The organism is Pseudomonas sp. BP8, from assembly GCF_017875955.1.
In the GTDB taxonomy this organism is placed as follows: domain Bacteria; phylum Pseudomonadota; class Gammaproteobacteria; order Pseudomonadales; family Pseudomonadaceae; genus Aquipseudomonas.
On the sequence record NZ_JAGINK010000001.1, the window covers coordinates 847,323 to 870,531 of the forward strand.

At 62.6% G+C, this 23,209-nt stretch carries 22 protein-coding genes; 8 read left to right on the forward strand and 14 right to left on the reverse strand.

Annotated features, from left to right (window positions below; all coding sequences use genetic code 11):
• Positions 1-58 precede the first annotated feature (58 nt).
• Genes thiS through trmB form a run of 3 tightly spaced genes read left to right on the forward strand, consistent with a single transcriptional unit; the run spans position 59 to position 1,837 of the window.
• Positions 59-259, forward strand: coding sequence for a sulfur carrier protein ThiS (thiS, locus tag J3B00_RS03755; RefSeq protein WP_209864024.1), 201 nt, complete (start codon positions 59-61; stop codon positions 257-259).
• A gap of 51 nt (positions 260-310) precedes the next feature.
• On the forward strand, positions 311-1,105 hold the full coding sequence (locus tag J3B00_RS03760) for a thiazole synthase (protein ID WP_119146592.1): 795 nt from the start codon (positions 311-313) through the stop codon (positions 1,103-1,105).
• Between the two features lie 9 nt (positions 1,106-1,114).
• Entirely contained in the window at positions 1,115-1,837 is a 723-nt protein-coding gene (gene trmB, locus J3B00_RS03765) for a tRNA (guanosine(46)-N7)-methyltransferase TrmB (RefSeq protein ID WP_209864027.1), read from the forward strand.
• A gap of 375 nt (positions 1,838-2,212) precedes the next feature.
• Here the strand turns inward: trmB and J3B00_RS03770 are convergent, their stop codons facing one another.
• The 9 genes from J3B00_RS03770 to J3B00_RS03810 form a co-directional block, all read right to left on the reverse strand.
• Positions 2,213-2,539 (reverse strand): DUF3392 family protein, encoded by a 327-nt coding sequence (locus J3B00_RS03770; RefSeq protein ID WP_209864031.1) that lies wholly within the window; start codon positions 2,537-2,539, stop codon positions 2,213-2,215.
• 9 nt (positions 2,540-2,548) lie between these two features.
• Positions 2,549-3,763, reverse strand: a complete 1,215-nt coding sequence (gene hemW, locus J3B00_RS03775; RefSeq protein ID WP_245362479.1) for a radical SAM family heme chaperone HemW — start codon at positions 3,761-3,763, stop codon at positions 2,549-2,551.
• Entirely contained in the window at positions 3,760-4,356 is a 597-nt protein-coding gene (gene rdgB, locus J3B00_RS03780; RefSeq protein ID WP_209864034.1) for an RdgB/HAM1 family non-canonical purine NTP pyrophosphatase, read from the reverse strand. Before rdgB ends, hemW begins: the two co-directional genes overlap by 4 nt.
• On the reverse strand, positions 4,353-4,787 hold the full coding sequence (locus J3B00_RS03785) for a DUF4426 domain-containing protein (protein ID WP_209864038.1): 435 nt from the start codon (positions 4,785-4,787) through the stop codon (positions 4,353-4,355). The genes rdgB and J3B00_RS03785 overlap by 4 nt, the downstream gene beginning before the upstream one ends.
• A gap of 26 nt (positions 4,788-4,813) precedes the next feature.
• Entirely contained in the window at positions 4,814-5,434 is a 621-nt protein-coding gene (gene metW / locus J3B00_RS03790) for a methionine biosynthesis protein MetW (protein WP_209864042.1), read from the reverse strand.
• Positions 5,435-5,441: 7 nt separating this feature from the next.
• Positions 5,442-6,581, reverse strand: a complete 1,140-nt coding sequence (locus J3B00_RS03795; protein ID WP_209864045.1) for a homoserine O-acetyltransferase — start codon at positions 6,579-6,581, stop codon at positions 5,442-5,444.
• 87 nt (positions 6,582-6,668) lie between these two features.
• Positions 6,669-7,259, reverse strand: coding sequence for a YggT family protein (locus J3B00_RS03800; RefSeq protein ID WP_209864048.1), 591 nt, complete (start codon positions 7,257-7,259; stop codon positions 6,669-6,671).
• A gap of 10 nt (positions 7,260-7,269) precedes the next feature.
• Positions 7,270-8,088, reverse strand: a complete 819-nt coding sequence (gene proC / locus J3B00_RS03805; RefSeq protein ID WP_209864052.1) for a pyrroline-5-carboxylate reductase — start codon at positions 8,086-8,088, stop codon at positions 7,270-7,272.
• Between the two features lie 38 nt (positions 8,089-8,126).
• Positions 8,127-8,813: a YggS family pyridoxal phosphate-dependent enzyme gene (locus tag J3B00_RS03810; protein WP_209864055.1), complete on the reverse strand. Its 687-nt coding sequence runs from the start codon at positions 8,811-8,813 to the stop codon at positions 8,127-8,129.
• 65 nt (positions 8,814-8,878) lie between these two features.
• On the opposite strand from J3B00_RS03810, the gene J3B00_RS03815 reads away from it, so the two are divergent.
• Positions 8,879-9,877 carry a PilT/PilU family type 4a pilus ATPase gene (locus tag J3B00_RS03815; RefSeq protein ID WP_209864059.1) on the forward strand — a complete coding sequence of 333 codons (999 nt, stop codon included), beginning with the start codon at positions 8,879-8,881 and terminating at the stop codon, positions 9,875-9,877.
• A 909-nt stretch (positions 9,878-10,786) separates the two neighbouring features.
• Here the strand turns inward: J3B00_RS03815 and J3B00_RS03820 are convergent.
• Positions 10,787-11,428 (reverse strand): NlpC/P60 family protein, encoded by a 642-nt coding sequence (locus J3B00_RS03820; protein WP_209864062.1) that lies wholly within the window; start codon positions 11,426-11,428, stop codon positions 10,787-10,789.
• Between the two features lie 168 nt (positions 11,429-11,596).
• Between J3B00_RS03820 and J3B00_RS03825 the strand changes: the two genes are divergently transcribed.
• Complete coding sequence (locus tag J3B00_RS03825) at positions 11,597-12,016, forward strand: TM2 domain-containing protein (RefSeq protein WP_209864065.1); 420 nt, start codon at positions 11,597-11,599, stop codon at positions 12,014-12,016.
• A gap of 53 nt (positions 12,017-12,069) precedes the next feature.
• On the opposite strand, the gene J3B00_RS03830 is transcribed toward J3B00_RS03825, so the two are convergent.
• The 3 genes from J3B00_RS03830 to J3B00_RS03840 all read right to left on the reverse strand — a co-directional run bounded on the left by J3B00_RS03830 (position 12,070) and on the right by J3B00_RS03840 (position 16,843).
• Positions 12,070-12,768 (reverse strand): SPOR domain-containing protein, encoded by a 699-nt coding sequence (locus J3B00_RS03830; RefSeq protein WP_209864068.1) that lies wholly within the window; start codon positions 12,766-12,768, stop codon positions 12,070-12,072.
• Position 12,769: 1 nt separating this feature from the next.
• Entirely contained in the window at positions 12,770-14,506 is a 1,737-nt protein-coding gene (gene argS, locus J3B00_RS03835; RefSeq protein WP_209864072.1) for an arginine--tRNA ligase, read from the reverse strand.
• Between the two features lie 117 nt (positions 14,507-14,623).
• A complete protein-coding gene (locus J3B00_RS03840; protein ID WP_209864076.1) occupies positions 14,624-16,843 on the reverse strand; it encodes a primosomal protein N' in 2,220 nt (739 codons plus the stop codon).
• Between the two features lie 179 nt (positions 16,844-17,022).
• On the opposite strand from J3B00_RS03840, the gene rpmE reads away from it, so the two are divergent.
• From rpmE to J3B00_RS03855, 3 genes are all read left to right on the forward strand, one after another.
• Positions 17,023-17,238: a 50S ribosomal protein L31 gene (gene rpmE / locus J3B00_RS03845; protein WP_209864079.1), complete on the forward strand. Its 216-nt coding sequence runs from the start codon at positions 17,023-17,025 to the stop codon at positions 17,236-17,238.
• 2 nt (positions 17,239-17,240) lie between these two features.
• Positions 17,241-18,062 carry a thermonuclease family protein gene (locus tag J3B00_RS03850; protein ID WP_209864082.1) on the forward strand — a complete coding sequence of 274 codons (822 nt, stop codon included), beginning with the start codon at positions 17,241-17,243 and terminating at the stop codon, positions 18,060-18,062.
• A 179-nt stretch (positions 18,063-18,241) separates the two neighbouring features.
• Positions 18,242-19,510: a malic enzyme-like NAD(P)-binding protein gene (locus J3B00_RS03855; RefSeq protein WP_209864085.1), complete on the forward strand. Its 1,269-nt coding sequence runs from the start codon at positions 18,242-18,244 to the stop codon at positions 19,508-19,510.
• Positions 19,511-20,672: 1,162 nt separating this feature from the next.
• On the opposite strand, the gene J3B00_RS03860 is transcribed toward J3B00_RS03855, so the two are convergent.
• Positions 20,673-23,129 (reverse strand): penicillin-binding protein 1A, encoded by a 2,457-nt coding sequence (locus J3B00_RS03860; protein WP_209864088.1) that lies wholly within the window; start codon positions 23,127-23,129, stop codon positions 20,673-20,675.
• Between the last annotated feature and the right edge of the window lie 80 nt (positions 23,130-23,209).

Below are 23,209 nucleotides of genomic sequence, written 5' to 3' on the forward strand. Positions count from 1 at the left end.
TTCAAGCGTGGATCGGGGCTAGAATGCGGGCCCCCAAAGAACAACGGTGGCCGTGCGCATGCGCATTCAATTGAACGGTGAACCTTACGAAGTGCCCGCGGGCGAGAGCGTCGCAGCCTTGCTGGGTCGGCTGGAGCTGACCGGTCGCCGGGTGGCGGTGGAACTCAACCTGGACATCGTGCCGCGTAGCCAGCACGAGACGACCGCGCTGAACGAAGGCGACCAGGTCGAAGTGGTCCATGCCATCGGTGGCGGTTGAGCCGCTTCGATTCACCCTGCAAGTCCCGCAACCTTTTCCAGAGGAACAACGATGAGCAACGTTCGTAGCGACAAGCCCTTCATCCTGGCCGGGCGCACTTTCCAGTCGCGCCTGCTGGTCGGCACTGGCAAGTACCGTGACATGGAAGAAACCCGCCTGGCCATCGAGGCTTCGGGTGCAGAGATCGTCACTGTCGCCGTGCGCCGGACCAACCTTGGCCAGAACCCGGGCGAGCCGAACCTGCTCGACGTGCTGCCACCTGACCGTTACACCATCCTGCCGAACACCGCAGGCTGTTACGACGCCATCGAAGCGGTGCGTACCTGCCGCCTGGCGCGCGAGCTGCTGGATGGCCACAACCTGGTCAAGCTGGAAGTCCTGGCCGACCAGAAAACCTTGTTCCCCAACGTGATCGAGACCCTCAAGGCCGCCGAAGTGCTGGTCAAGGACGGTTTCGACGTGATGGTCTACACCAGTGATGACCCGATCATCGCCCGTCAGCTGGCGGAAATCGGCTGCATCGCGGTCATGCCGCTGGCTGGCCTGATTGGTACCGGCCTGGGTATCTGCAACCCGTACAACCTGCAAATCATCCTGGAAGAATCCAAGGTGCCGGTGCTGGTCGATGCCGGCGTGGGGACTGCCTCCGACGCCACCATTGCCATGGAAATGGGCTGCGAGGCGGTGCTGATGAACTCGGCCATCGCCCACGCCCAGCAGCCAGTCCTGATGGCCGAGGCCATGAAGCACGCCATTGTTGCTGGTCGCATGGCCTACCTGGCCGGCCGCATGCCGAAAAAACTCTATGCCAGCGCCTCGTCGCCGCTGGATGGTCTGATCAAGTAAGAGCCCCTGATGACTGAATCGCAAGATACGCCGATCACCCCTGACGGCGAAGAGCGCCCGCATCGCCGCATCAAGAGTTTCGTGATGCGCGCCGGACGCATGACCGAAGGCCAGCAGCGCGGCCTGGACCAGGGCGCGCCCCTGTTCGTCCTGCCCCTGGCGGACAGCCCGGTCGATTATGACCAGGTATTCGGCCGTTCGGCGCCACGTACCCTGGAGATCGGTTTTGGCATGGGCCACTCCCTGCTGGAGATGGCCGCTGCTGCGCCTGAGCAAGACTTCATTGGTGTCGAAGTGCACCGCCCGGGTGTTGGCGCGCTGCTCAATGGCGTGCTCACTCAGGAGCTGAAGAACCTGCGCGTGTACGACTGCGACGCGATCGAAGTGCTCAACCGTTGCGTGGCCGATAACAGCCTCGACCGGTTGATGCTGTTCTTCCCTGATCCGTGGCACAAGGCGCGTCACCACAAGCGCCGGATCGTCCAGCTGGAGTTCGCCGAACTGGTCCGCCGCAAGCTCAAGCCGGGCGGTGTATTCCACATGGCGACCGATTGGGAACCGTATGCCGAATACATGCTGGAAGTGATGAACGCAGCGCCGGGTTATCGCAACCAGGCGGCGGATGGCGCCTACGTGCCGCGTCCGCAAGAGCGCCCGATCACCAAGTTCGAACGCCGCGGCGAGCGACTGGGGCATGGGGTGTGGGATCTGAAGTTCGAAAAGCTGGATTGATCGTCGGGCTGCCCGCCAGCCCTTGCGATGTCAGCGCCTGCTAACCCGCAGGCAAAAAAAACCGCCCTGAGAAGGGCGGTTTTTTTTGTTGCAGTGACGGCTTGAGAGTCCATCATTGCGGATGCTTCACTTCACTGGATCTCGATCACGTAATCGATGATAGGTAGCTGTCTGGAGGGAGTCAATCACCTCAACATATCCTGCATCAGTAAACCTGAGTTGAAGTGATCTGTGCCGGGTATGATCACTTCACTCTCATGTGGTTGTATTCAATGAAGGGGTTGGGAAGGCGGCGTGATCACTTCGACGACTCCCATTAGGGGCTAGTCGGGTGAGAAGCCGCTCCGGCTTGCCGGGGCGGCTTTTAGCGATGTTCTATCCTCGCCGATCAGCCACCACGCCGATCAACACCAGCACCACCAACAGCACCGGCGCCAACGCATAGTTGTTGAACTGGCTCAGCCCCTTGATCACCCAGGGTGTCGCGTAGATCAGCGCCGCACCGCTGCCGATCATCACCAGCATCGCCATGAACGGCACGCGCAAGGCGCCGGCCAGGCCGCCCAGTCGCTGCTCCACTGACGCCTTGATGTCAGTGCCAAACAGCACCAGCAGGCAGCCTACCAACGCCAGAGAGATCTCTGACAGGTTGCTGCGGCTCCAGCGGGATACGGTTGCAAGCAGGTCGAGTACCAGGTCCATGGGTCATCCTTAGGTCAAGAAATACTGCAGCAGGTCGTTGAGGAACAATTGGCCGCGTGGCGTGGCGGCCAGGCGATCCGGTTCGACCTGCAAAAGGCCCTTTTGTTCTGCCTCGCGGCGCGCTTGGGCGAGTTGCTCCAAGGGTAGGCCGGTGCGGCGGGTGAACAGATCGGCTTCAACCCCCTGGGTCAGGCGCAGGGCGTTCATCAGAAACTCGAACGGCAGCTCCTCCACCGGCAACAGCTTCTCGCCGGCCTTGTAGGGCTTGGCCGGGTTCAGGTAATCCTTGGGCAGGCGGGTCTTCCAGGTGCGCAGGATGCGCCCATCGGCGAACGACAGCTTGCCGTGGGCACCGGCGCCGATGCCGATGAAGTCGCCAAAACGCCAGTAATTGAGGTTGTGCCGCGCAGCCCGATCCGGCTGGGCGTAGGCCGACACTTCGTACTGATTGAAGCCATGCTCGGCCAGCAGGGCCTGGCCGGCTTCCTGAATATCCCAGAGGATATCGTCCTCAGGGAGCTCCGGTGGCTGGTTCCAGAACACCGTGTTGGGCTCCACGGTCAGCTGGTACCAGGACAGGTGCGTCGGGCCGAGGTCGATAGCCTGCTTCAGGTCGCCCAGCGCATCATCCAGCGACTGATCGGGCAGGCCGTGCATCAGGTCCATGTTGAAGTTGTCGAAGCCGGCAGCACGGGCCATGTCCGCGGCACGAATCGCCTCGTCGCCGTTGTGGATACGGCCGAGTTTTTCCAGTTTGGCCGGCTGGAAGCTCTGTACGCCAATCGATAGCCGATTGATGCCGGTCTGCCGATAGGCCTTGAACTTCTCTTGCTCGAACGTCCCTGGGTTGGCTTCCAGGGTGATTTCGATGTCGGCAGCAAACGGAATGCGTTGCTCGACACCGCGCAACAGCCGGCCCAAGGCATCGGCGCTGAACAGGCTTGGCGTGCCGCCACCGAAGAAGATCGAGCTGATCGGGCGGCCCAGCACCGCGCCGAGCTCTTCGTCCAGATCCGCCAGCAGTGCGTCGACGTAGGCCGCTTCCGGTAGCTCAGGCCCGGCCTGGTGCGAGTTGAAGTCGCAATAGGGGCACTTGCGTACGCACCAGGGGATATGGATATACAGCGACAGCGGCGGCAATTCAGGCAGCGCCAGGCGTGGCACGTGCAGACTGGCGCCAGCCGCTCCGGGGTGGAGCAGCTGGATGGACGGCTTTTCGGTCATGCCAGGCCCAGACGCTGGCGCAGCAGGGCCATGGCCCGGGCGCGGTGGCTGATCTGGTTTTTCTCCAGTGGCGCGAGGTCGGCGCTGGAGCAGCTGCGCTCCGGGACCCAGAACAGCGGGTCATAGCCAAAGCCATGTTCGCCGCTGGCGGCATGTAGAATGCTGCCGTGCCACAGGCCTTCACAGAGGATCGGCAGCGGGTCGTCGGCATGCCGCACCAGGGCCAGGACGCAGACGAACTGCGCACCGCGCTGGCCGTCCGGCACATCTTTCAAGGCCTCGAGCAGCTTGGCGTTGTTCGCCGCATCACCCTTGCCGTCGGCATAGCGTGCCGAGTAGATGCCTGGCGCACCGCCGAGGTAATCCACGGCCAGCCCAGAGTCGTCGGCCAGCGCCGGCAGGCCGGAGATGCGCGCGGCGTTGCGGGCCTTGAGAATGGCGTTCTCGACAAACGACAGGCCGGTTTCTTCTGGCTCGACCTGGCTGAATTCGCCGATCGAGCGCAGCTGCACGGACTCGCCGAGCATGGCCTGGAGTTCCTTGAGTTTGCCAGCGTTGTGGCTGGCCAATACGAGTTGCTGGAAATTCATCATTCGCCTGGGAACACTTCCTGGTTGAAGCTGAGTTTGTGGCTGACGCCGCCGGTTTCGACACTCAGGTCGAAGGTGAGGGTTTCCGGCTGCTCGATCTTGAACTGGGCGATGTAGTACACCGCGCCGCGATCGCTGATCTGTTTGAACGACAGCGGGCTGCTGCGCCCGGTCAGGTCCTTGACGGTGCCGCTGACCACGGCCATGCCCGGTTTGCCGGCCTTGAGCACCGCCACGTTGAGCACACCCTGGTGCTTGCTGCGGGTCAGGCCAGTGGCGGCAGCGATGTCCGGCTGCAACATGCTCGAGGTGAAGGCGCTGTAGTGCACGGTCACGTCGCCGAAGACTTCCTTGCGCTCGGGCCTGGCGGCATCGGCAGCCAGTACCGGCAAGGCCAGGCACAGGCTGAACAGGAAAACAGCAAGACGACGCATGGACGCATTCCTCCGGGGTGGGCGGGTCAGACCGCGACCTGGTGTTGCGCAAGGCCTGGGCTGCTGACGCGATAGATACCGATCTCTCCTAGAAGATTAGGCCATACCCGGCCACCCAACCCGTTACGGTGCAGGCGGTCGACGGCCAGGCGGTCGAGAATCTTCGCCCGATGATCAAGGCACAGCTGTTCGAAGTCGGCAAAGGTGCAGAAGTGGATGTTCGGCGTGTTGTACCAGGTGTACGGCATGAAGTCCGAGACCGGCATGCGGCCTTTGCTCGCCAGGTACCAACGGCAGCGCCAGTGGCCGAAGTTGGGGAAAGTGATGATGCACTCACGGCCCACCCGCAGCATCTCGGCGAGGATCCGGTCGGGGTATTCCACGGCCTGCAGGGCCTGGGTCATGACCACCACGTCGAAACTGTTGCTGGCGAAGTTGCCCAGGCCTTTGTCGAGGTCTTGCTCGATGACGTTGACACCCTTGGCGACGCAGGCGGCAATGTTGTCGGCGTCGATCTCCAGGCCGTAGCCGGTGACCTGCTTGCGATCGCGCAACGAAGCCAGCAGCTCACCGTTGCCGCAGCCCAGGTCGAGGACCCGGCTACCGGCGGGGATCCAGTCTTGGATGATTTCCAGGTCGGCTCTCATGCTGTCCTCAGATGGCGATGCGGTTCATGTAGTTCGAGAATCCCTGCATGTAGCGAGGCGTGGGGATCAGGAAGGCATCGTGCCCATACGGCGAGTCGATTTCCAGGTAACAGACGTTCTTGCGCGCCGCCATCAGGGCGTTGACGATCTCCCGCGAGCGGGCCGGCGAGAAGCGCCAGTCGGTGGTGAACGACATGATGCAGTAGTCGGCCGTAACCTTGGCCAAGGTGGCCGCCAGATCGCCACCGTGAGCCGCGGCCGGGTCGAAGTAGTCCAGCGCCTTGGTCATCAGCAGGTAGGTATTGGCGTCGAAACGGCCGGAGAATTCCTCACCTTGGTAGCGCAGGTAGCTCTCAACCTGGAATTCCACGCTGTGGAAGTCGTAGTTGAGCTTGTCGCTTTTCAATTCGCGGCCGAATTTTTCACCCATCGAGTCGTCCGACAGGTAGGTGATGTGGCCGACCATGCGCGCCAGCATCAGGCCGCGCTTGGGGATCACGCCCTGGTCCTGGAACGAGCCACCGTGGAACTCGGGGTCGGTGAGGATGGCCTGGCGCGCGACTTCGTTGAAGGCGATGTTCTGCGCCGAGAGCTTGGGTGCCGAGGCGATGTCGACGCAGTGACGAACCCGGTCCGGGTAGGTCATGGTCCATTGCAGCGCCTGCATGCCGCCCAGGCTGCCGCCAACCACAGCGGCCCACTGGCCAATGCCCAGACGATCGGCCAGGCGCACCTGGCTGTGCACCCAGTCTTCGACGGTGAGTACTGGGAAGTCGGCCCCGTAGGGTTTACCGGTCAGCGGGTTGATACTGCTCGGGCCGGTGCTGCCATTACAGCCACCGAGGTTGTTCAGGCTGACCACGAAGAAACGGTTGGTGTCGATCGGCTTGCCAGGGCCAATGCAGCTGTCCCACCAGCCCGGCTTGCGCTCGGTGGCGGCATGGAAGCCTGCGGCATGGTGGTGGCCAGACAACGCATGGCAGATCAGCACGGCGTTGCTCGCGCTGCTGTTCAGCGTGCCATAGGTTTCATAGACCAGCTCGTAGCTGGCCATCGATCGGCCACAGGCCAGGGCCAACGGTTCATCGAACCGGGCAGTCTGTGGTGTTACCAGACCGACGGAATCTTCGGGAAAGACAGTGGACATCGACCCTGCTCACGCTTGACGGAGGCGTAAGTCTAAAGAGCACTACCCGCAGCGGCAAGCAAAGGCTTGCCGCTGCGGGTACGCGGATCAGATCATCCGCCACAGCTCTTGTGGCATGCCAGCGTAGGCCGCCAGCGCCGGCATGACGAACGACTGGATCACCTGAATGGCGATAAAGGCGAAGATTGGCGAAATGTCCATGCCGCCCAGGTTTGGCACCAGGCGCCGGAACGGTGCCAGCACCGGCTCGCTGATCTGATAGGCAAGCTCTGCAGCCGGGTTATGGCTGTTGGGAGCAACCCAGGAGACGATGACCATGACGATCATTGCTACCCAGAAGATCTTCAAGAACAGCGAGGTCACGCCGATGATCGCCCACATGAGCAGATGCAGGACATTACCAAACGTGCCGTAGGTGATCATCAGCACAAAGGCCATCAACAGTGCCTGAATCAATATCGCCAGGAGCAGCGACGAAGTGTCCAGGCCAGCAATGCTGGGGATGATCCGGCGGATCGGTTTGAGCAGCGGCTGGGTGGCGCGCACCGCAAACTGGCTCAGCGGGTTGTAGAAGTCGGCCTTGACCAATTGCAGCACGAAGCGCAACAGGACGATGGCCAGGTACAGGCTGACCAGGGTTTGCACCACGAAGATCGCGGCGCCGGACAGTGCATTCATCAACAGCTCCTTATTTGCCCAATTGTTCGGCCAGCTCGGCGGAGCGGGTCGCCGCGGCCTGCAGCGCCTGTTCCACGATGGCTTCGAAAGCGTTGCCCTGGAACGACTTGATTGCAGCTTCGGTGGTGCCTGCGGGCGAGGTTACCCGGCGGCGCAACTCGGCAGCATCGACATCGCTGGCCACGGCCATGTGCGCGGCGCCCAGGGCGGTCTGCAGGGTCAGTTTGGAGGCGGTCTCGCGCGGCAGGCCGAGTTTCTCGCCGGCAGCGGTCATGGCCTCGATCAGCAGGAAGAAATACGCCGGGCCGCTGCCGGAAACGGCGGTGACGGCGTCGAGTTGCTGTTCTTGATCGAGCCACAGCGCAGTGCCGACGGCCGACAGCAGCTGTTCGGCTTGCTCGCGTTGCGCTGAGGAAACCTCGGCGGTGGCGTACAGGCCACTCGCACCTTGGCGCAGCAGCGATGGCGTGTTCGGCATGCAGCGCACTACCGGGCGGGCCCCCAGCCAGTCCTGCAGGCTGACGCAGGTGATCCCGGCGGCAATGGAGACGATCAGTTGGCCGTCGCGCAGGCTTGGCTGCAGGCTTTGGCAGACGGCTTTCATGACCTGTGGCTTGACCGCCAGGACGATCACGTCGGCCTCGGTGATCGCCTGGGCGTTGTCTTCGAATACCTCGATGCCGTGCTCGGCCTGGACGCGGCTACGGGTCTCGGCGCCAGGGTCACTGGCGCGGATCTGCTTGGCGTCCAGACCCTGCGCACGCAGGCCGCCGATCAGGCTGGCGGCCATGTTGCCGGCGCCGATAAAGGCAATACGTGTGTCGCTCATGTCAGGTCCTTGAGGGAAAGAGTGAGTTAAGCATGGATTCAAGCGGGCCCGTAATCACGGGCGCCGAACAAGGCGGTGCCGATGCGTACCCAGGTCGCACCTTGGGCAATCGCGGCTTCCAGGTCGTGGCTCATGCCCATCGACAGGGTGTCCAGGCCTAGGCCCAGCTGTTCTTGCAGCTCGCGCAGGCGGGCGAAGGCAGCCTCCTGGGTGGCGCGATCATCGCTAGGCTCCGGGATTGCCATCAAGCCGCGCAGACGCAGGCCGGGCAGTGCTGCAACCGCAGCGGCCAACGCCGGCAGCTCAGCGGCCGAACAGCCGGATTTGCTGTCTTCGCCACTGACGTTCACCTGCAGGCAGATGTTCAGCGGTGGCAACTGGGCAGGGCGTTGCTCGGAGAGGCGTTGGGCTATCTTCAGGCGGTCCACGGAATGTACCCAGTCGAAATGTTCGGCAATTGCACGGGTCTTGTTCGACTGAATGGGGCCGATGAAGTGCCAGGACAAGGGCAGATCGGTTAATTCTTCCTGCTTGGCCAAGGCCTCCTGCAGGTAGTTTTCGCCAACATCGCGCACGCCGGCGGCATAGGCTTCGCGCACGGCGGCGGCCGGTTTGGTCTTGCTCACGGCCAGCAACTGGATGCTGGCGGGGTCGCGCGCGCAGGCCTGTGCGGCATGGTCGATACGCGCGGCGAGGGCGCCAAGGTTGTCTGCTATGGTGGACATGGATCGATGCCGGCGGCTCAGTGGTCTGCGGCATTCTACCTGCTTGATGGCCTTTGGGGAGTCTCATGGACGTGACCGACCTGCTGGCCCAGGCCGCTGCTGCGGGGGCATCCGACCTGCATCTGGCCGTGGGCGAGATACCCTTGCTGCGCCGCGATGGGCAATTGCAGCGAATGGCGCTGGAGCCGCTGCTGGCCTGCCAGCTCGAGGAGGCGCTGGCAGCGTTGCTCGACGACGAGCAACGGCGGCAGTGGCGCGCCTGCGATGAGCTCGACCTGGCTGTGAGCCTGGCGGACGGCAGCCGCTGTCGCTTGAACCTGTTCTGCCAGCGCAATGGCCTGGCAGCCAGCCTGCGGCTGATACCCAGCCGCGTGCCGACACTCGATGAACTCGACCTGAGGGAAGTATTTCAACCTGTTACGCAGTGCACCGACGGCCTGGTCCTGGTCGGCGGGCCGACCGGCAGCGGCAAGTCGAGCACCCTGGCCGCGCTGGTCGACTGGTTCAATCGTGAGCGGTCGCTGCACATCATTACCCTTGAGGACCCAATCGAAGTCATTCACCGCGGGCAGCGCAGCCTGATCACCCAGCGTGAAATCGGTCGCCACAGCCGCGATTTCGCCCAGGGATTGCGCAGTGCTCTGCGTCAGGATCCGGATGTGATCATGCTCGGTGAGTTGCGTGACCTCGAGTCGATCCGCCTGGCCTTGCGTGCAGCGCAAACCGGGCACCTGGTGCTGGCGACGGTGCATACGCGTTCGGCGGTCAACAGCGTGGATCGCTTGGTCGAGGTGTTTGCCGCTGAGGAGCAGCCTCTGGTGCGGGCCATGCTGGCCGACTCATTGCGCATGGTGGTGGCGCAAGTGTTGCTCAGGCGCGCTGGTGGTGGGCGGGTGGCAGCGCGGGAAGTGCTGGTGGGGACGACAGCGGTGCGCAACCTGATTCGCGAGGGGCGCATGGCGCAGTTGTATTCGGTGATGCAGACGGGGGGCGCGGCGGGGATGCGTACGATGGAGGCGGCGCTGCAGACGTTGCGCGCTGGGGGTGTCGTTGCGCCTGAGTAATGCGGGGCTTTTTCATGCCAGGCAGTTGTGATCTGGTCGCCTGGTTTGGGGCTGCTCTGCTGCACTTTCGCGACACGGGGCCGATCTCGGGTCGATCGTGTATGCCCTTATTTAGGGTTCTTCGCGGATTGTTGGGAGAGGTGATCTGCTGGCTTGGCTGGCTGGCTTAGGAATTGTGGGCTTATCCATTTGATGTGGGGGCGCTTCTGGCCCCTTGCGCTCTTACGGCGGGTCACTTTTTTTCTTGGAAAAAAGTAACCAAAAACCGCTGGCTCCCACATACGGCCCTCCGCTGCGCTGCGGGTTCCCTCACTCCGGTCTTGCTCCGGGAGGACCGCGCTGTACGGCCCATCCTGGGCCTCAGCGCTTTCCGGCCATCCATGGCCTCCACCTCCCTGCGCAAGACCTCCACTCGGCCTCCTGAAGTCGCCAAGTTACGGGCGGCGTCTGGGCTGGGGTTGTCTTCGATAGTGGCATGGGTGGTGGATATTCGGGCCTCTTCGCGGGGCAAGCCCGCTCCTACAGGTCCTGAGGCGTTCACAAAAACCTGTAGGAGCGGGCTTGCCCCGCGAAGAGGCCGGTACTGCCAATGCAAATCGCAGGGCGCAGCCCTGCCATGCCGCGCCACAAATCCGCTGGTAAATAAACAAAGCGAGAGCGCAGCGATTCGCCCGCCGTTGCCCTGGCTGTTGATCTTGATCTTGCTGTTGATCTACAGCGACTCCCGGAGCAAGACCGGAGCGAGGGGACCCGCAGCGCAGCGGAGGGCCGGATGCAGGAGCAAGCGGTTTTTGGTTACTTTTTTCCAAGAAAAAAAGTGACCCGCCGTAAGGGCGGAAGGGGCCAGAAAAGTCACCCCATCAAATGGATAAGCCCACAACCTACAAGCCCCAGAACCAGCCTAAGTGATCAGCGCTTGGCCAACCGCAGCCCCTGCGATTCCTGATCTTTAGGCAATACGCGCTTGGCCACCACATAATGCTTCTGCCAATAAGGCTTGCTCAGTTGATCAATACTGACCCGCTTGCCCCGCCGCGGTGCATGGATGAACCGGTCGTTGCCCAGGTAGATGGCAACATGGTTGACCCGCCGGCTCTTGATGTTGAAGAAGATCAGATCGCCAGGCTTGAGATCGCTGCGTGCTACCTTGACGCCATGCCCCTGAGCCATGGCGTTGGAGGTACGTGGCAGGTTGACGTCCGCCACATCGTTGAAGGCGTACTTGACCAGCCCGCTGCAATCAAAGCCCTTGCTCGGGCTGCTGCCGCCCCAGCGATACGGCGTGCCCAGCACATTCACGGCGCGGCTGAGCACATCGCTGCTCTGCTTGGCCGACATGGCAACGGCAGGCACTGCATCACGAGACTTGGCGGCGTTGTTCGGGCGAGCACGCAAGGTACTGTGCTTGACCGGTGCACGCTTCACGGTGGTATCAGCGTTGGTGGTATAGCCCGTGAAGCCGTTTGGAAGACGTTGCTCACGATTGGTGGCGTGGGCTGCCAGTGGTAATAAAAGGCAGAGGGTCAGCCATGTCTTGAATAAAGGCGGCATAGATGAAGCTCTTGGTGATGTTAATTAGATGTTGGCGCGCAACTTTATAACAGCTTTTTGCTCAAAAAATGATCCGTTGGTCGACTGGCAGGGTGCCATACGTCGACTCGCCACGAAAAAGTCACATTTTTTCTTGGAAAATTTTGGGCTAAGCGCAGAGGGTTAAGAATGAACAGTTATCAACAGGGGTCGCCCTTTCACGACACTCACAGCAAGGTGCTCGGCTATCTGCTGTGGATTTTTGGCTTTACCGGCTCACACCGTTTCTACTACGGCAAGCCGATCACCGGGACGATCTGGTTCTTTACCTTGGGGCTGCTGGGTATCGGTTGGCTGATTGACCTGTTCCTGATCCCTGCAATGGACCGCGAAGCGGATATGCGCTTTCAGGCGGGGCGGGTGGATTACAACCTGGCGTGGGTGCTGCTGACGTTTCTCGGCATCTTCGGCGCGCATCGCCTGTACCAAGGCAAGTGGATCAGCGCGATCATCTACTTCTTTACCGGTGGGTTGTTCCTGATCGGTGTGCTGTATGACTTCTGGACGCTCAACCGGCAGATTTCCGAGGTCAATGCCGGCAGGGTCTGACTGGCCCTACAAAAAAAGGCCCTGTCGCACCATGGCGGCAGGGCCTTTTTCGTTTACTGGCGGGTCTGCCGCTGCTGCAGGAGGAGGTTGCTGAACCCTGCGCCTGCCAGTTGCTTCTGCGCCACGGTCAGCTGTTCGCGGTTGCTGAACGGGCCTACCAATACCCGGTACCAGGTCTCTTCCTTGACCGTGCCCGACTCAACCTTGACCGCCTGGCCAAGCAGAATGATCTGCGCACGGACCTTGTCGGCATCGGCTTCCTTGCGGAACGAGCCGGCCTGGAGGAAGAATTGCGTGGTTGCCGCCGGCTTGATCACCGGGGGCGCCGGAGGCGGGGTTTGTCCCAACAGCGCAGCCTGGGCGCGAGCGGTGTCGATCTTGGCCGCTTCCGCTGGCGTCACCGGGGTGACCGGCTGTGCAGGCACCGGTGGCGTCTTCTCAGGCACCGCTTCAGGCGGCACGATGACCTCGGACTCGGGCAGCAGGGTATAGAAGTCATACTTCGGCTTGACCGGTTGCTGCGGCGTCGCCGCAGTGCCCTTGGCCGCTTCGGCGACCTTGGCCGGCTTCTGCTGCTCGGGCTTGGCGCGCTTGATGTCGTCGCCACCAGGTTCGAGCTTCATCAGGAAGACGATGAAGGCGCCGACCGTGAGGCCGACCGCCAGCCACACCCAACCGGGAATCGGCTGCTTGGCTGGCGCCTGTTGGCGGCTGGCGCCACGCTTGGGTGCAGGTTTTTTCTTGGCAGCCAACTTACATGCGCTCCAGGGTTTCCAGGCCAAGCAGTTCCAAGCCTTGCTTGAGCGTGCGACCGGTCAGGGCGGCAAGGCGCAGGCGGCTCTGCTGCTGTTCGGCAGTTTCGGCGGAGAGGATCGGGCAGTTCTCGTAGAAGCTTGAGAACAGCCCGGCGATGTCGTACAGGTAGCTGCACAGCACGTGCGGGGTGCCCTTGTCGGCGACACTGTTCAGCACTTCGCCAAACTGTGCCAGGCGGGCGGCGAGGTCTTGTTCGTGGGCAGCCTGCAACACGATCTGGCCGTCGACTTCGTCATAGCCCTTGCCCAGCTTGCGGAACACCCCGGCAACCCGGGTGTAGGCGTACAGCAGGTACGGGGCGGTGTTGCCTTCGAAGTTGAGCATCAGTTCGAAGTTGAAGCTGTAGTCGCTGGTGCGGTGCTTGGACAGGTCGGCGTACTTCACGGCACCGATACCGACGACCTCGGCAATGCTGCGCAGGTCGTCCTCGGCCAGGCTCGGGTTCTTCTCCTTGACCAGCGCGTAGGCGCGTTCCTTGGCCTCGGTGAGCAGGTCGATCAGCTTGACCGTGCCGCCGTCGCGGGTCTTGAACGGACGGCCATCGGCGCCGTTCATGGTACCGAAGCCCATGTGCTCCATCTGCATCGGATGACCGACGAAACCGGCGCGGCGGGCCACTTCGAACACCTGGTTGAAGTGCAGGGCCTGGCGCTGGTCGACGAAGTACAGGGCACGATCGGCCTTGAGCGTGTTGCTGCGGTAGCGTACTGCAGCCAGGTCGGTGGTGGCGTACAGGTAGCCGCCGTCGGCCTTCTGCACAATCACTGGCAGCGGCTCGCCGTCGGCGTTCTTGAATTCATCGAGGAACACGCACTGGGCGCCCTGACTCTCGACCAGCAGGCCCTTGGCCTTGAGGTCGGCGACCACGTTGGCCAGGTCATCGTTGTAGGCGCTTTCGCCCATCACGTCGGCCATGCTCAGCTTGACGTTGAGCAGTTCGTAGGTCTTCTGGCAGTGCGACAGGGAAATATCCTTGAAGCGGGTCCACAGGGCCAGGCAATCCGCGTCGCCGGCCTGCAGCTTGACCACCAGGCCGCGGGCGCGGGTGGCGAACTCTTCGGATTCGTCGAAACGCTTCTTCGCGGCGCGGTAGAAGTTCTCGAGGTCCGACAGCTCGTCGCTGGTGATCGGGTTTTCCTGCAGGTAGGCCATCAGCATGCCGAACTGAGTGCCCCAGTCGCCGACGTGGTTCTGGCGGATGACGGTGTCGCCAAGGAACTCCAGAACGCGCGCAACGCTGTCGCCGATGATGGTCGAACGCAGGTGGCCAACGTGCATTTCCTTGGCCAGGTTGGGTGCCGACAGGTCGACCACGACCTTCTCGGCCGGGCCGGTCTTGCGCACGCCCAGCTGGGCATCGGCCAGAGCGGCGTCGAGACGCTGGGCCAGGGCCTCGGTGTTCTGGAAGAAGTTGAGGAAGCCAGGGCCGGCGATCTCGACCTTGCTGACGTCGTCGCTGGCGGGCAGGGCGGCGATCAGCTTCTCGGCCAGGTCACGTGGCTTCATGCCGGCCGGCTTGGCCAGCATCATGGCGATGTTGCTGGCGAAGTCGCCGTGGGTCTTGTCGCGGGCGTTTTCCACCTGGATCGCCGGAGTCAGCCCTTCAGGCAACACACCTTCGGTGACGAGTTGGGTGAGGGCTTGCTGGATCAGCTGGCGAATGGTGTCTTTCATGGGATTCTCTTTTCGACCGCAAGCGCGGCGTGGCGCTTCGATGCGCAGGTGGAAAAACTGGGCATTATCCGTTGCTCAGCCGTCATTGCCAACCCGCGGTTGGCTTGCCGCTTGTCGCTAATAAAGATCGACCGGGTCGACATCCAGTGACCAACGCACTTGGCGCCCGGACGGCATCTGCTCCAACACTAGCAACCAGGCACTGATCAGTCGATGCAGCGACGCCCGGGCATTGGCCTGAAGCAACAACTGCGCACGGAAGCGCCCGGCCCGGCGCTCCATGGGGGCCGGGACTGGGCCGAGCAGCTCGATGCCCTGTGAGCCCTGCTCGGCGAGTAACCGTTCGGCTGCACTGCAGGCCTCATCCAGAAAGCTTTCGGCCTGCCCCGGCTTATGCGCTTCGGCGCGCAGCAGGGCGAGGTGAGCGAACGGTGGCAGGCCGGCGGCACGGCGCTCGCTCAGCGCTTGCTCGGCAAAGGCGAAGTAGCCCTGCTCGGTCAACTGCACCAGCAGGGGATGCTCGGCCAGGTGTGTCTGGATGATCACCTTGCCGGGTTCTTCGGCGCGGCCAGCGCGGCCGGCAACCTGGACGATGAGCTGTGCCATGCGCTCGCTGGCGCGAAAATCACCCGAGAACAAGCCACCATCGGCGTCAAGAATGGCCACTAGCGTAACCCGCGGGAAATGATGCCCCTTGGCCAGCATCTGAGTGCCAACCAGGATGCTCGGCTGGCCGCGCTGAATGGTCGTGAACAGGTTGTGCATGGCGTCTTTGCGCGAGGTGCTGTCGCGATCGACCCGCAGCACCGGAAAGTCGGGGAAGAGGATCTTCAGCCGCTCTTCAGCGCGCTCGGTGCCTGCCCCCACCGGCCGCAGGTCGACATGCGCGCATTTCGGGCAGCACAGCGGCAAGCGCTCGTCGTAACCGCAGTGGTGGCAGCGCAGTACAGCGGAGCGCTGGTGCACGGTCATCCGCGCATCGCAGCGCGGGCATTCCGAGAGCCAGCCGCAGTCGTGGCACAGCAGCGTCGGGGCGAAGCCGCGGCGGTTGAGGAACACCAGCACCTGCTGGCCGGCTGCCAGGGTCTGGCCGATCGCCTGCTGCAGCGGGCCGCTGATACCGCTGTCGAGCGGCCGGCTGCGCACGTCCAGGCGCAGAAAGCGTGGCTGGCGGGCGCCGCCAGCGCGCTGGTTCATGCGCAGCAGGCCGTAGCGTCCGCTGTGGGCGTTGTGCAGGCTCTCCAGCGACGGCGTGGCGGAGCCCAGCAGGATCGGGATGTTTTCCTGGTGCGCGCGCACCAGCGCCAAGTCACGAGCGTGGTAGCGCAGGCCCTCCTGCTGTTTATAGGAGCCGTCGTGCTCCTCGTCGATGATGATCAGGCCGGGGTTCTTCATTGGCGTGAACAGCGCCGAACGGGTGCCAATGATGATATCGGCTTCGCCATCGCGGGCGGCCAGCCAGGCATCCAGGCGCTCGCGGTCATTCACCGCAGAATGCAGCAAGGCGATGCGCGCGTTGAAGCGTTGCTCGAAGCGCGCCAGGGTTTGCGGGCCGAGGTTGATTTCCGGGATCAGGATCAGCGCCTGCTTGCCAGCCTCCAGGGTTTCGCGGATCAGTTGCAGGTAGACCTCGGTCTTGCCGCTGCCGGTCACCCCGGCCAGGAGGAACGCATGGAAACTGCCAAACCCTGAGCGCACGGCCTCGAACGCCGCCAGCTGTTCATCGTTGAGCGGCAGTTCGGGCTGGGCCAGCCAGTGCTCGTGGCGCGCTGCCGGCAGATGGCGACGCACTTCGAGCTGTACCAGCTCCTTGGCCAGCAGCAGGTCGAGGCTGTCCTTGTTCAGGCCGAGCTTGCTCAGCAGGGTATGGGCCACGCCATGCGGGTGCTGCGACAAGGTCTTGAGGGCCTCGCGCTGGCGCGGGGCGCGGGCGATCCGGGGGTCGTCCAGGCGCGCGCCGGGTACCGCCTGCCAGAAGCGCTCCTGGCGGATCTCGGCCGGTTCACCCTGGCGCAGCAGCACCGGCAGGGCCCAGCTGAGGGTATCGCCAAGACTGTGCTGGTAGTACTGCGCAGTCCACAGGCAGAGCTTGAACAACGCGGGCGGTAGTGGCGAGACCGGGTCGAGCAGGGCGGTCGCCGGCTTGAGTTTCTCGGCCGGGACCTCACTCTTGTCGCAGACTTCCACCAGCACGCCGATCATCTCGCGGCGACCAAACGGCACGCGGATGCGCATGCCGGGCGTCAGCGCTTGGCGCGCCATCGCTGCCGTGGCCCGGTAGTCGAACAGGCGACGCAAAGGCGAGGGTAGGGCAAGGCGCAGGATGACGTCGGACACGCAGAAGGTCTCTGAAGGGCATTTCGGGACTGTATCGGGATGCGCCGAGCCTAGCAGACGACGGTCGGTACAAGCGACAACTTGCGCAGAAGCTGCGCTCTGGTATTATTCCCCGCCTAATTACGTGCGGTATTCAACAATAGGTGTTGGGTGGCGGCACGCAGCTCGAGGAAGTGATCATGAAAGCAGACATTCATCCAACTTACGAAGTAGTTGCAGTCTCCTGCAGCTGCGGTGCGAAGTTCGAAACCCGTTCGACCCTGGCCAAGCCGCTGGCGATCGACGTGTGCTCGCTGTGCCACCCGTTCTACACTGGTAAGCAGAAAGTCCTGGACACCGGTGGCCGCGTACAGAAGTTCGCAGATCGCTTCGGCATGTTCGGTGCCAAGAAGTAATCATGCGCATGGCGATGCCCTCGGGTTTCGCACTGTTGCAAAAAAAGGCGCCCCTTGCGGGCGCTTTTTTTGTGGCCGCAATCTGGCACCTGCCAGCCCAGGCCTTCTGCCCTCTGCCCGACAAGCCGCAGCAGGTCGCGGTGCGCCAGGTGGTAGATGGCGATACCGTGCGTCTGAGCGATGGTCGCAGTGTGCGCCTGATCGGTATCAACGCGCCCGAGCTGGGCCGCAAGGGCCGCGCCAGCGAGCCCTATGCCGAAGCCGCCCGGCTGCGCCTGCAGGCCTTGGTGAAGGCCAGTGATGGCCGGGTAGGGTTGGTGCCTGGGGTCGAGAAAAAGGACAAGTACGGTCGCACCTTGGCCCACATCTATGGGCGTAATGGCGACAATCTAGAGGCTGTGCTGCTCGGCGAAGGGCTTGGCTATCATGTGGCGTTTGCGCCCAATTCACGCCTGGCGGGTTGCCAGCAAGCGGCCGAGCACGCTGCCAGGATAGCGCGGGCGGGGCTCTGGCAGCGCTCGCCGGTTCAGCGCGAGGGCGATGTTCGGCGCTCCGGCTTTACCGTGATCAGCGGACGCATTACCGGCCTACAGCGCAATGGTGCCGGGGTCTGGCTGGATCTGGGCGATACGGTGGTGCTGCACGTACCCGCTCGTCTGCAGCGCAACTTCCCGGCCAGCTTCTTCGATAACCTCAGAGGACGCCAGGTGGAGGCACGTGGCTGGATGCTGGATCGTTCCCGCAAAGGTGGTCTGAAGCCCGGGCAGCGTCGCTGGATGCTGCCATTGACCGATCCGAGCATGCTTCAAGGTACATCTGGCTAAATAATTGTAGACATTACATTGCTAGATTGTACACACTGAAACCCGCATGCCCCGTGGGTTGTAGCGTAAAGTCGTAGGCTTAGGGCCTTGACACATGTGACCGGGCAGTCTTGTCGCTGCTCGGCACTTTGCGTATCCTCGGCGGTCCGTCAGAACAGTAAATAGCGGAATTGCCCACCATGTCAGACCTGAAAACCGCCGCTCTCGAATACCATGCTCAGCCCCGTCCGGGGAAACTGAGCGTCGAGCTCACCAAGCCTACCGCCACCGCGCGTGACCTGTCCCTGGCCTACAGCCCGGGCGTCGCCGAGCCTGTGCGCGAGATCGGTCGTGATCCAGAGCTGGCTTACAAATACACCGGCAAGGGCAACCTGGTCGCCGTGATCTCCGACGGTACCGCCATTCTTGGCCTGGGTGACCTCGGCCCACTGGCCTCCAAGCCGGTCATGGAAGGCAAGGGCGTTCTGTTCAAGCGTTTCGCAGGTATCGACGTATTCGACATCGAAGTCGAATCGGAAAGCCCACAGGCTTTCATCGACACCGTTCGCCGCATCTCCATCACCTTCGGTGGCATCAACCTCGAAGACATCAAGGCACCAGAGTGCTTCGAGATCGAGCGCACCCTGATCGAGCAGTGCGACATCCCGGTCTTCCACGATGACCAGCATGGCACCGCCATCGTCACCGCGGCCGGCATGATCAACGCCCTGGAAATCGCCGGCAAGAAACTCGAAGACGCTCAAATCGTCTGCCTCGGCGCTGGCGCTGCAGCCATCTCGTGCATGAAGCTGCTGGTCAGCATGGGTGCCAAGGTCGAGAACATCTTCATGATCGACCGTTCCGGCGTAATCCACGCTGGCCGTGACGACCTCAACCAGTACAAGGCGCAGTTCGCTCACGCGACCGACAAGCGCACCCTGGCTGATGCCCTGCAAGGTGCAGACGTGTTCGTTGGCCTGTCCGGCCCGAACCTGCTGAGCCCTGAAGGCCTGAAGTCGATGGCTGCCAACCCGATCGTGTTCGCTTGCTCGAACCCTGATCCAGAAATCAGCCCTGAGCTGGCTCATGCCACTCGCGATGACGTGATCATGGCGACCGGTCGTTCCGACTACCCGAACCAAGTCAACAACGTTCTCGGCTTCCCGTTCATCTTCCGTGGTGCCCTGGACGTTCGCGCCAAGCGCATCAACGAAGAGATGAAGATTGCTGCTGCCATCGCCCTGAAGGACCTGGCCAAGCAGCCGGTGCCGAAGGAAGTTTGCGATGCGTACGGGGTTCAGGCGCTGGAATTCGGTCGTGAGTACATCATTCCGAAGCCGATGGACCCACGTCTGATCACCTTGGTTTCCGATGCGGTAGCCAAGGCTGCGATCGAAAGTGGTGTGGCGACTCTGCCGTATCCGAAGCACTATCCGCTGAAAAGCGTGGATGACGTGTTCAACGGCTGATTGGTCGTAGCATTAGCGAAAAGCCCTGGCTCTTGAGAGTTGGGGCTTTTTTTTGGTTCTTCGCGGGTTGGTGGGGGGCTTGGGCTTGAGGGTTGGGGGCTTATCCATTTGATGTGGTGGATTATCTGGCCCCTTCCGCCCTTACGGCGGGTCACTTTTTTTCTTGGAAAAAAGTAACCAAAAACCGCTTGCTCCTGCATCCGGCCCCTACGCTGCGCTTCGGGGTTCCCTCGCTCCGGTCTTGCTCCGGGAGAACCGCGCTGTACGGCCCATCCTGGGCCTCAGCGCTTTCCGGCCATCCATGGCCTCCACCTCCCTACGCAAGACCTGCGCTCGGCCTCCTGAAGTCGCTGTAGATCAAGAGCAAGATCAAGATCAAGATCAACAGCCAGGGCAACGGCAGGCGAATCGCTGCGCTCTCGCTTTTGTCTATTTACCAGCGGATTTGTGGGGTGGCTGGCAGGGCTGGGCCCTGCGATTTGCATTGGCAGTACCGGCCTCTTCGCGGGGCAAGTCGGATCGCCGCACCGCCGCTCCTACAGGATTTGCGTACTTCCTGGGCTCTCCACAAATCAGGGCAACGGCAGGCGAATCGCTGCGCTCTCGCTTTGTTTATTTACCAGCGGATTTGTGGGGTGGCTGGCAGGGCTGCGCCCTGCGATTTGCATTGGCAGTACCGGCCTCTTCGCGGGGCAAGCCCGCTCCTACAGGATTTGCGCAAATTTTGAATTCGGCGTAATCCCTGTAGGAGCGGGCTTGTCCCGCGAAGAGGCCCGAATATCCACTACCCATGCCACTATCGAAAACAACGCCAGCCCAGACGCCACCCGTAACTTCGCGACGTCAGGAGGCCGAGTGGAGGTCTTGCGCAGGGAGGTGGAGGCCATGGATGGCCGGAAAGCGCTGAGGCCCAGGATGGGCCGTACAGCGCGGTCCTCCCGGAGCAAGACCGGAGTGAGGGGACCCGCAGCGCAGCGGAGGGCCGGATGCAGGAGCAAGCGGTTTTTGGTTACTTTTTTCCAAGAAAAAAAGTGACCCGCCGTAAGGGCGGAAGGGGCCAGTGGGGCCACCACATCAAACGGATAAGCCCACACTTCCTAAGCCAGCAAGCCAGCAAGCCAGCAAGCCAACAAGCCAACAAGCCAACCCGGCCTACCTGCGATCAGAACAGATCCATCGGCGCCGCTTCATCCGCAGGCAGCGGGCTCCCAGGCGCCGCACCATTGCCCAGCTCATCCCCCGAAGGCGGCGAATCCTCGGCCTTGAACAGCTCGAAGTAGGCATTCGGCGTGCTCGGCGTCGCGGCCCGGCCGCTGATCGGATCAACCCGCAAACTCAGGATACCCTCAGGCTCGGCCGGCGGATGGTTAGGCTTGTCCTTCAAGGCCGCGCCCATGAAGCTCATCCAGATCGGCAGCGCCGCCGTACCGCCATACTCGCGACGACCAAGGGTTTCCGGCTGGTCGAAACCGACCCACACAGTCGTCACGTAATCGGCATTGTAGCCGGAGAACCAGGCGTCCTTGGACTCGTTGGTAGTACCGGTCTTGCCTGCCAGGTCAGTACGGCCCAAGGCCATTGCCCGGCGCCCGGTGCCACGCTTGATGACGTCCTGCAGCATGCTGGTGAGAATGTAGCTGGTGCGGCCATCAATGATCTGCTCGGCAATCACCGGCGCTTGCGGCGCAGGCGTCACCTGGCCAAACACCGGCGGTGCTTCACCGGGCATGGCGGCGGTGCTGATCGGCTGCTCGGGCGCTGCGATACCCGCCTGGTCCTGGCCCGCGCCTTGCGGCACGTGGGCAGGGTTGGCGGTGAACAGGGTCTCGCCATTGCGACTTTCAATGCGCTCGATCAGGTACGGGCTGATCTTGTAGCCGCCGTTGGCAAAGGTGCTCCAGCCGGTAGCAATCTCCATCGGCGTCAGCGTCGCGGTACCCAGTGCCAGGGACAGGTTGCGCGGCAAGTCCTGCTTGTTGAAGCCAAACTTGGCAATGTAGTCGATGGTACGGTCGACACCCATCGCCTGCAGCAGGCGGATCGACACCAGGTTGCGCGACTTGTACAGCGCCTCGCGCATGCGGATCGGGCCGAGGAAGGTGTTGGTGTCGTTTTTCGGCCGCCAGACTTTGTCCAGGTACTCGTCGACGAACACGATCGGTGCGTCGTTGACCAGGCTGGCAGCGGTGTAGCCGCTGTCCAGCGCGGCGCTATAGACGAATGGCTTGAAACTCGAGCCCGGTTGGCGCTTGGCCTGCATCGCGCGGTTGTAGTTGCTCTGCTCGAACGAGAAACCGCCGACCAGGGCGCGGATAGCGCCGTTGTACGGGTCGAGGGTAACCAGTGCGCTTTGCGCTCCAGGGACCTGGCTGAACTTGAGCGTGGCATCTTCCAGGCGTTGTACGCGGATCAGATCACCGACCTGAGCAACGTCCGCCGGGGACTGCGGTGCGCGGCCCTGAGCGTTGCTGTTGAGGAACGGCCGGGCCCATTTCATGGTGTCCCAGGCAACCGTCTGCTCTTCGCCGTTGCGCGTCAGCACTTGCAGGCCAGTCTTGTCGACCTGGGTGACGATGGCCGGCTCCAGGCCGCCGAGGGGGCGCTGTTTGGCCAGCTCCTGCAGCCAGGCCGCGTGGGTCTTGCCAGGGAAGCGCGACTCCGGACCACGGTAGCCGTGCCGCTCGTCATAGTCCGACAGGCCGTTGAGCACGGCGCTGTTGGCCATGTTCTGCATGTCGCTCGGCACCGTGGTGGTGACGCGGAAACCTTCGGTATAGGCCTCGCTGCCATAGCGACCGACCATTTCGGCACGGGCCATCTCAGCGATGTACGGTGCGTTCACTTCAGGCGTTGGTACGTGGTAACTGGCGTTGAGCGGCTCGGCCAAGGCAGCCCGGTAGCTGGCGTCGTCGATCTTGCCCAGCTTGTGCATGCGGCCGAGGATCCAGTCGCGGCGTTCCTTGGCGCGGGTCGGGTTGGCCAGCGGGTTGAAGCGTGAGGGCGCTTTGGGCAGGCCGGCGATCATCGCCATCTGCGCCAGGCTGATGTCACGGATCGACTTGCCGTAGTAGACCTGCGCGGCGGCGTCGATGCCGTAGGCGCGGTTACCCAGGTAGATCTTGTTCACGTACAGCTCAAGGATCTCGTCCTTGGTCAGCTCACGTTCGATCTGCAGGGCCAGCAGAATTTCGTTGGTCTTGCGCGAGAAACTGCGCTCGCTGGTGAGGAAGAAGTTCTTCGCCACCTGCATGGTGATGGTGCTGCCGCCGGTCTGGATATGACCAGACTTCACCAGCTGGGTCGCAGCGCGCATCAGGCTGCTCGGATCGACCCCGTAGTGATTGAGGAAATTGTCGTCTTCGGCTGACAGAAGCGCCTGGATGAACTGTGGGGGAATTTCCGCGAAACGGATTGGAGAGCGCCGCATCTCGCCGAACTCGGCAATCAGTTTGCCGTCGCTGCTGTACACCCTCAGGGGGATCTGCAACTGGATGCTTCTGAGCGACTCGACCGAGGGCAGGTTGGGACTAAGATACAGAAACGCACCGCTCAGACCGAGTACGAGCGCGCAGATGACTGCGACGAAAGACCACCAGAAGAACTTCAGCAGGCGTATCAAGGCTTTTGGGTGTCCAGATTGAGAAATGGAGTGCACGCGGGTCCGGCGGACAGGGAAAAAACGCTGGGCATTATAAGCAT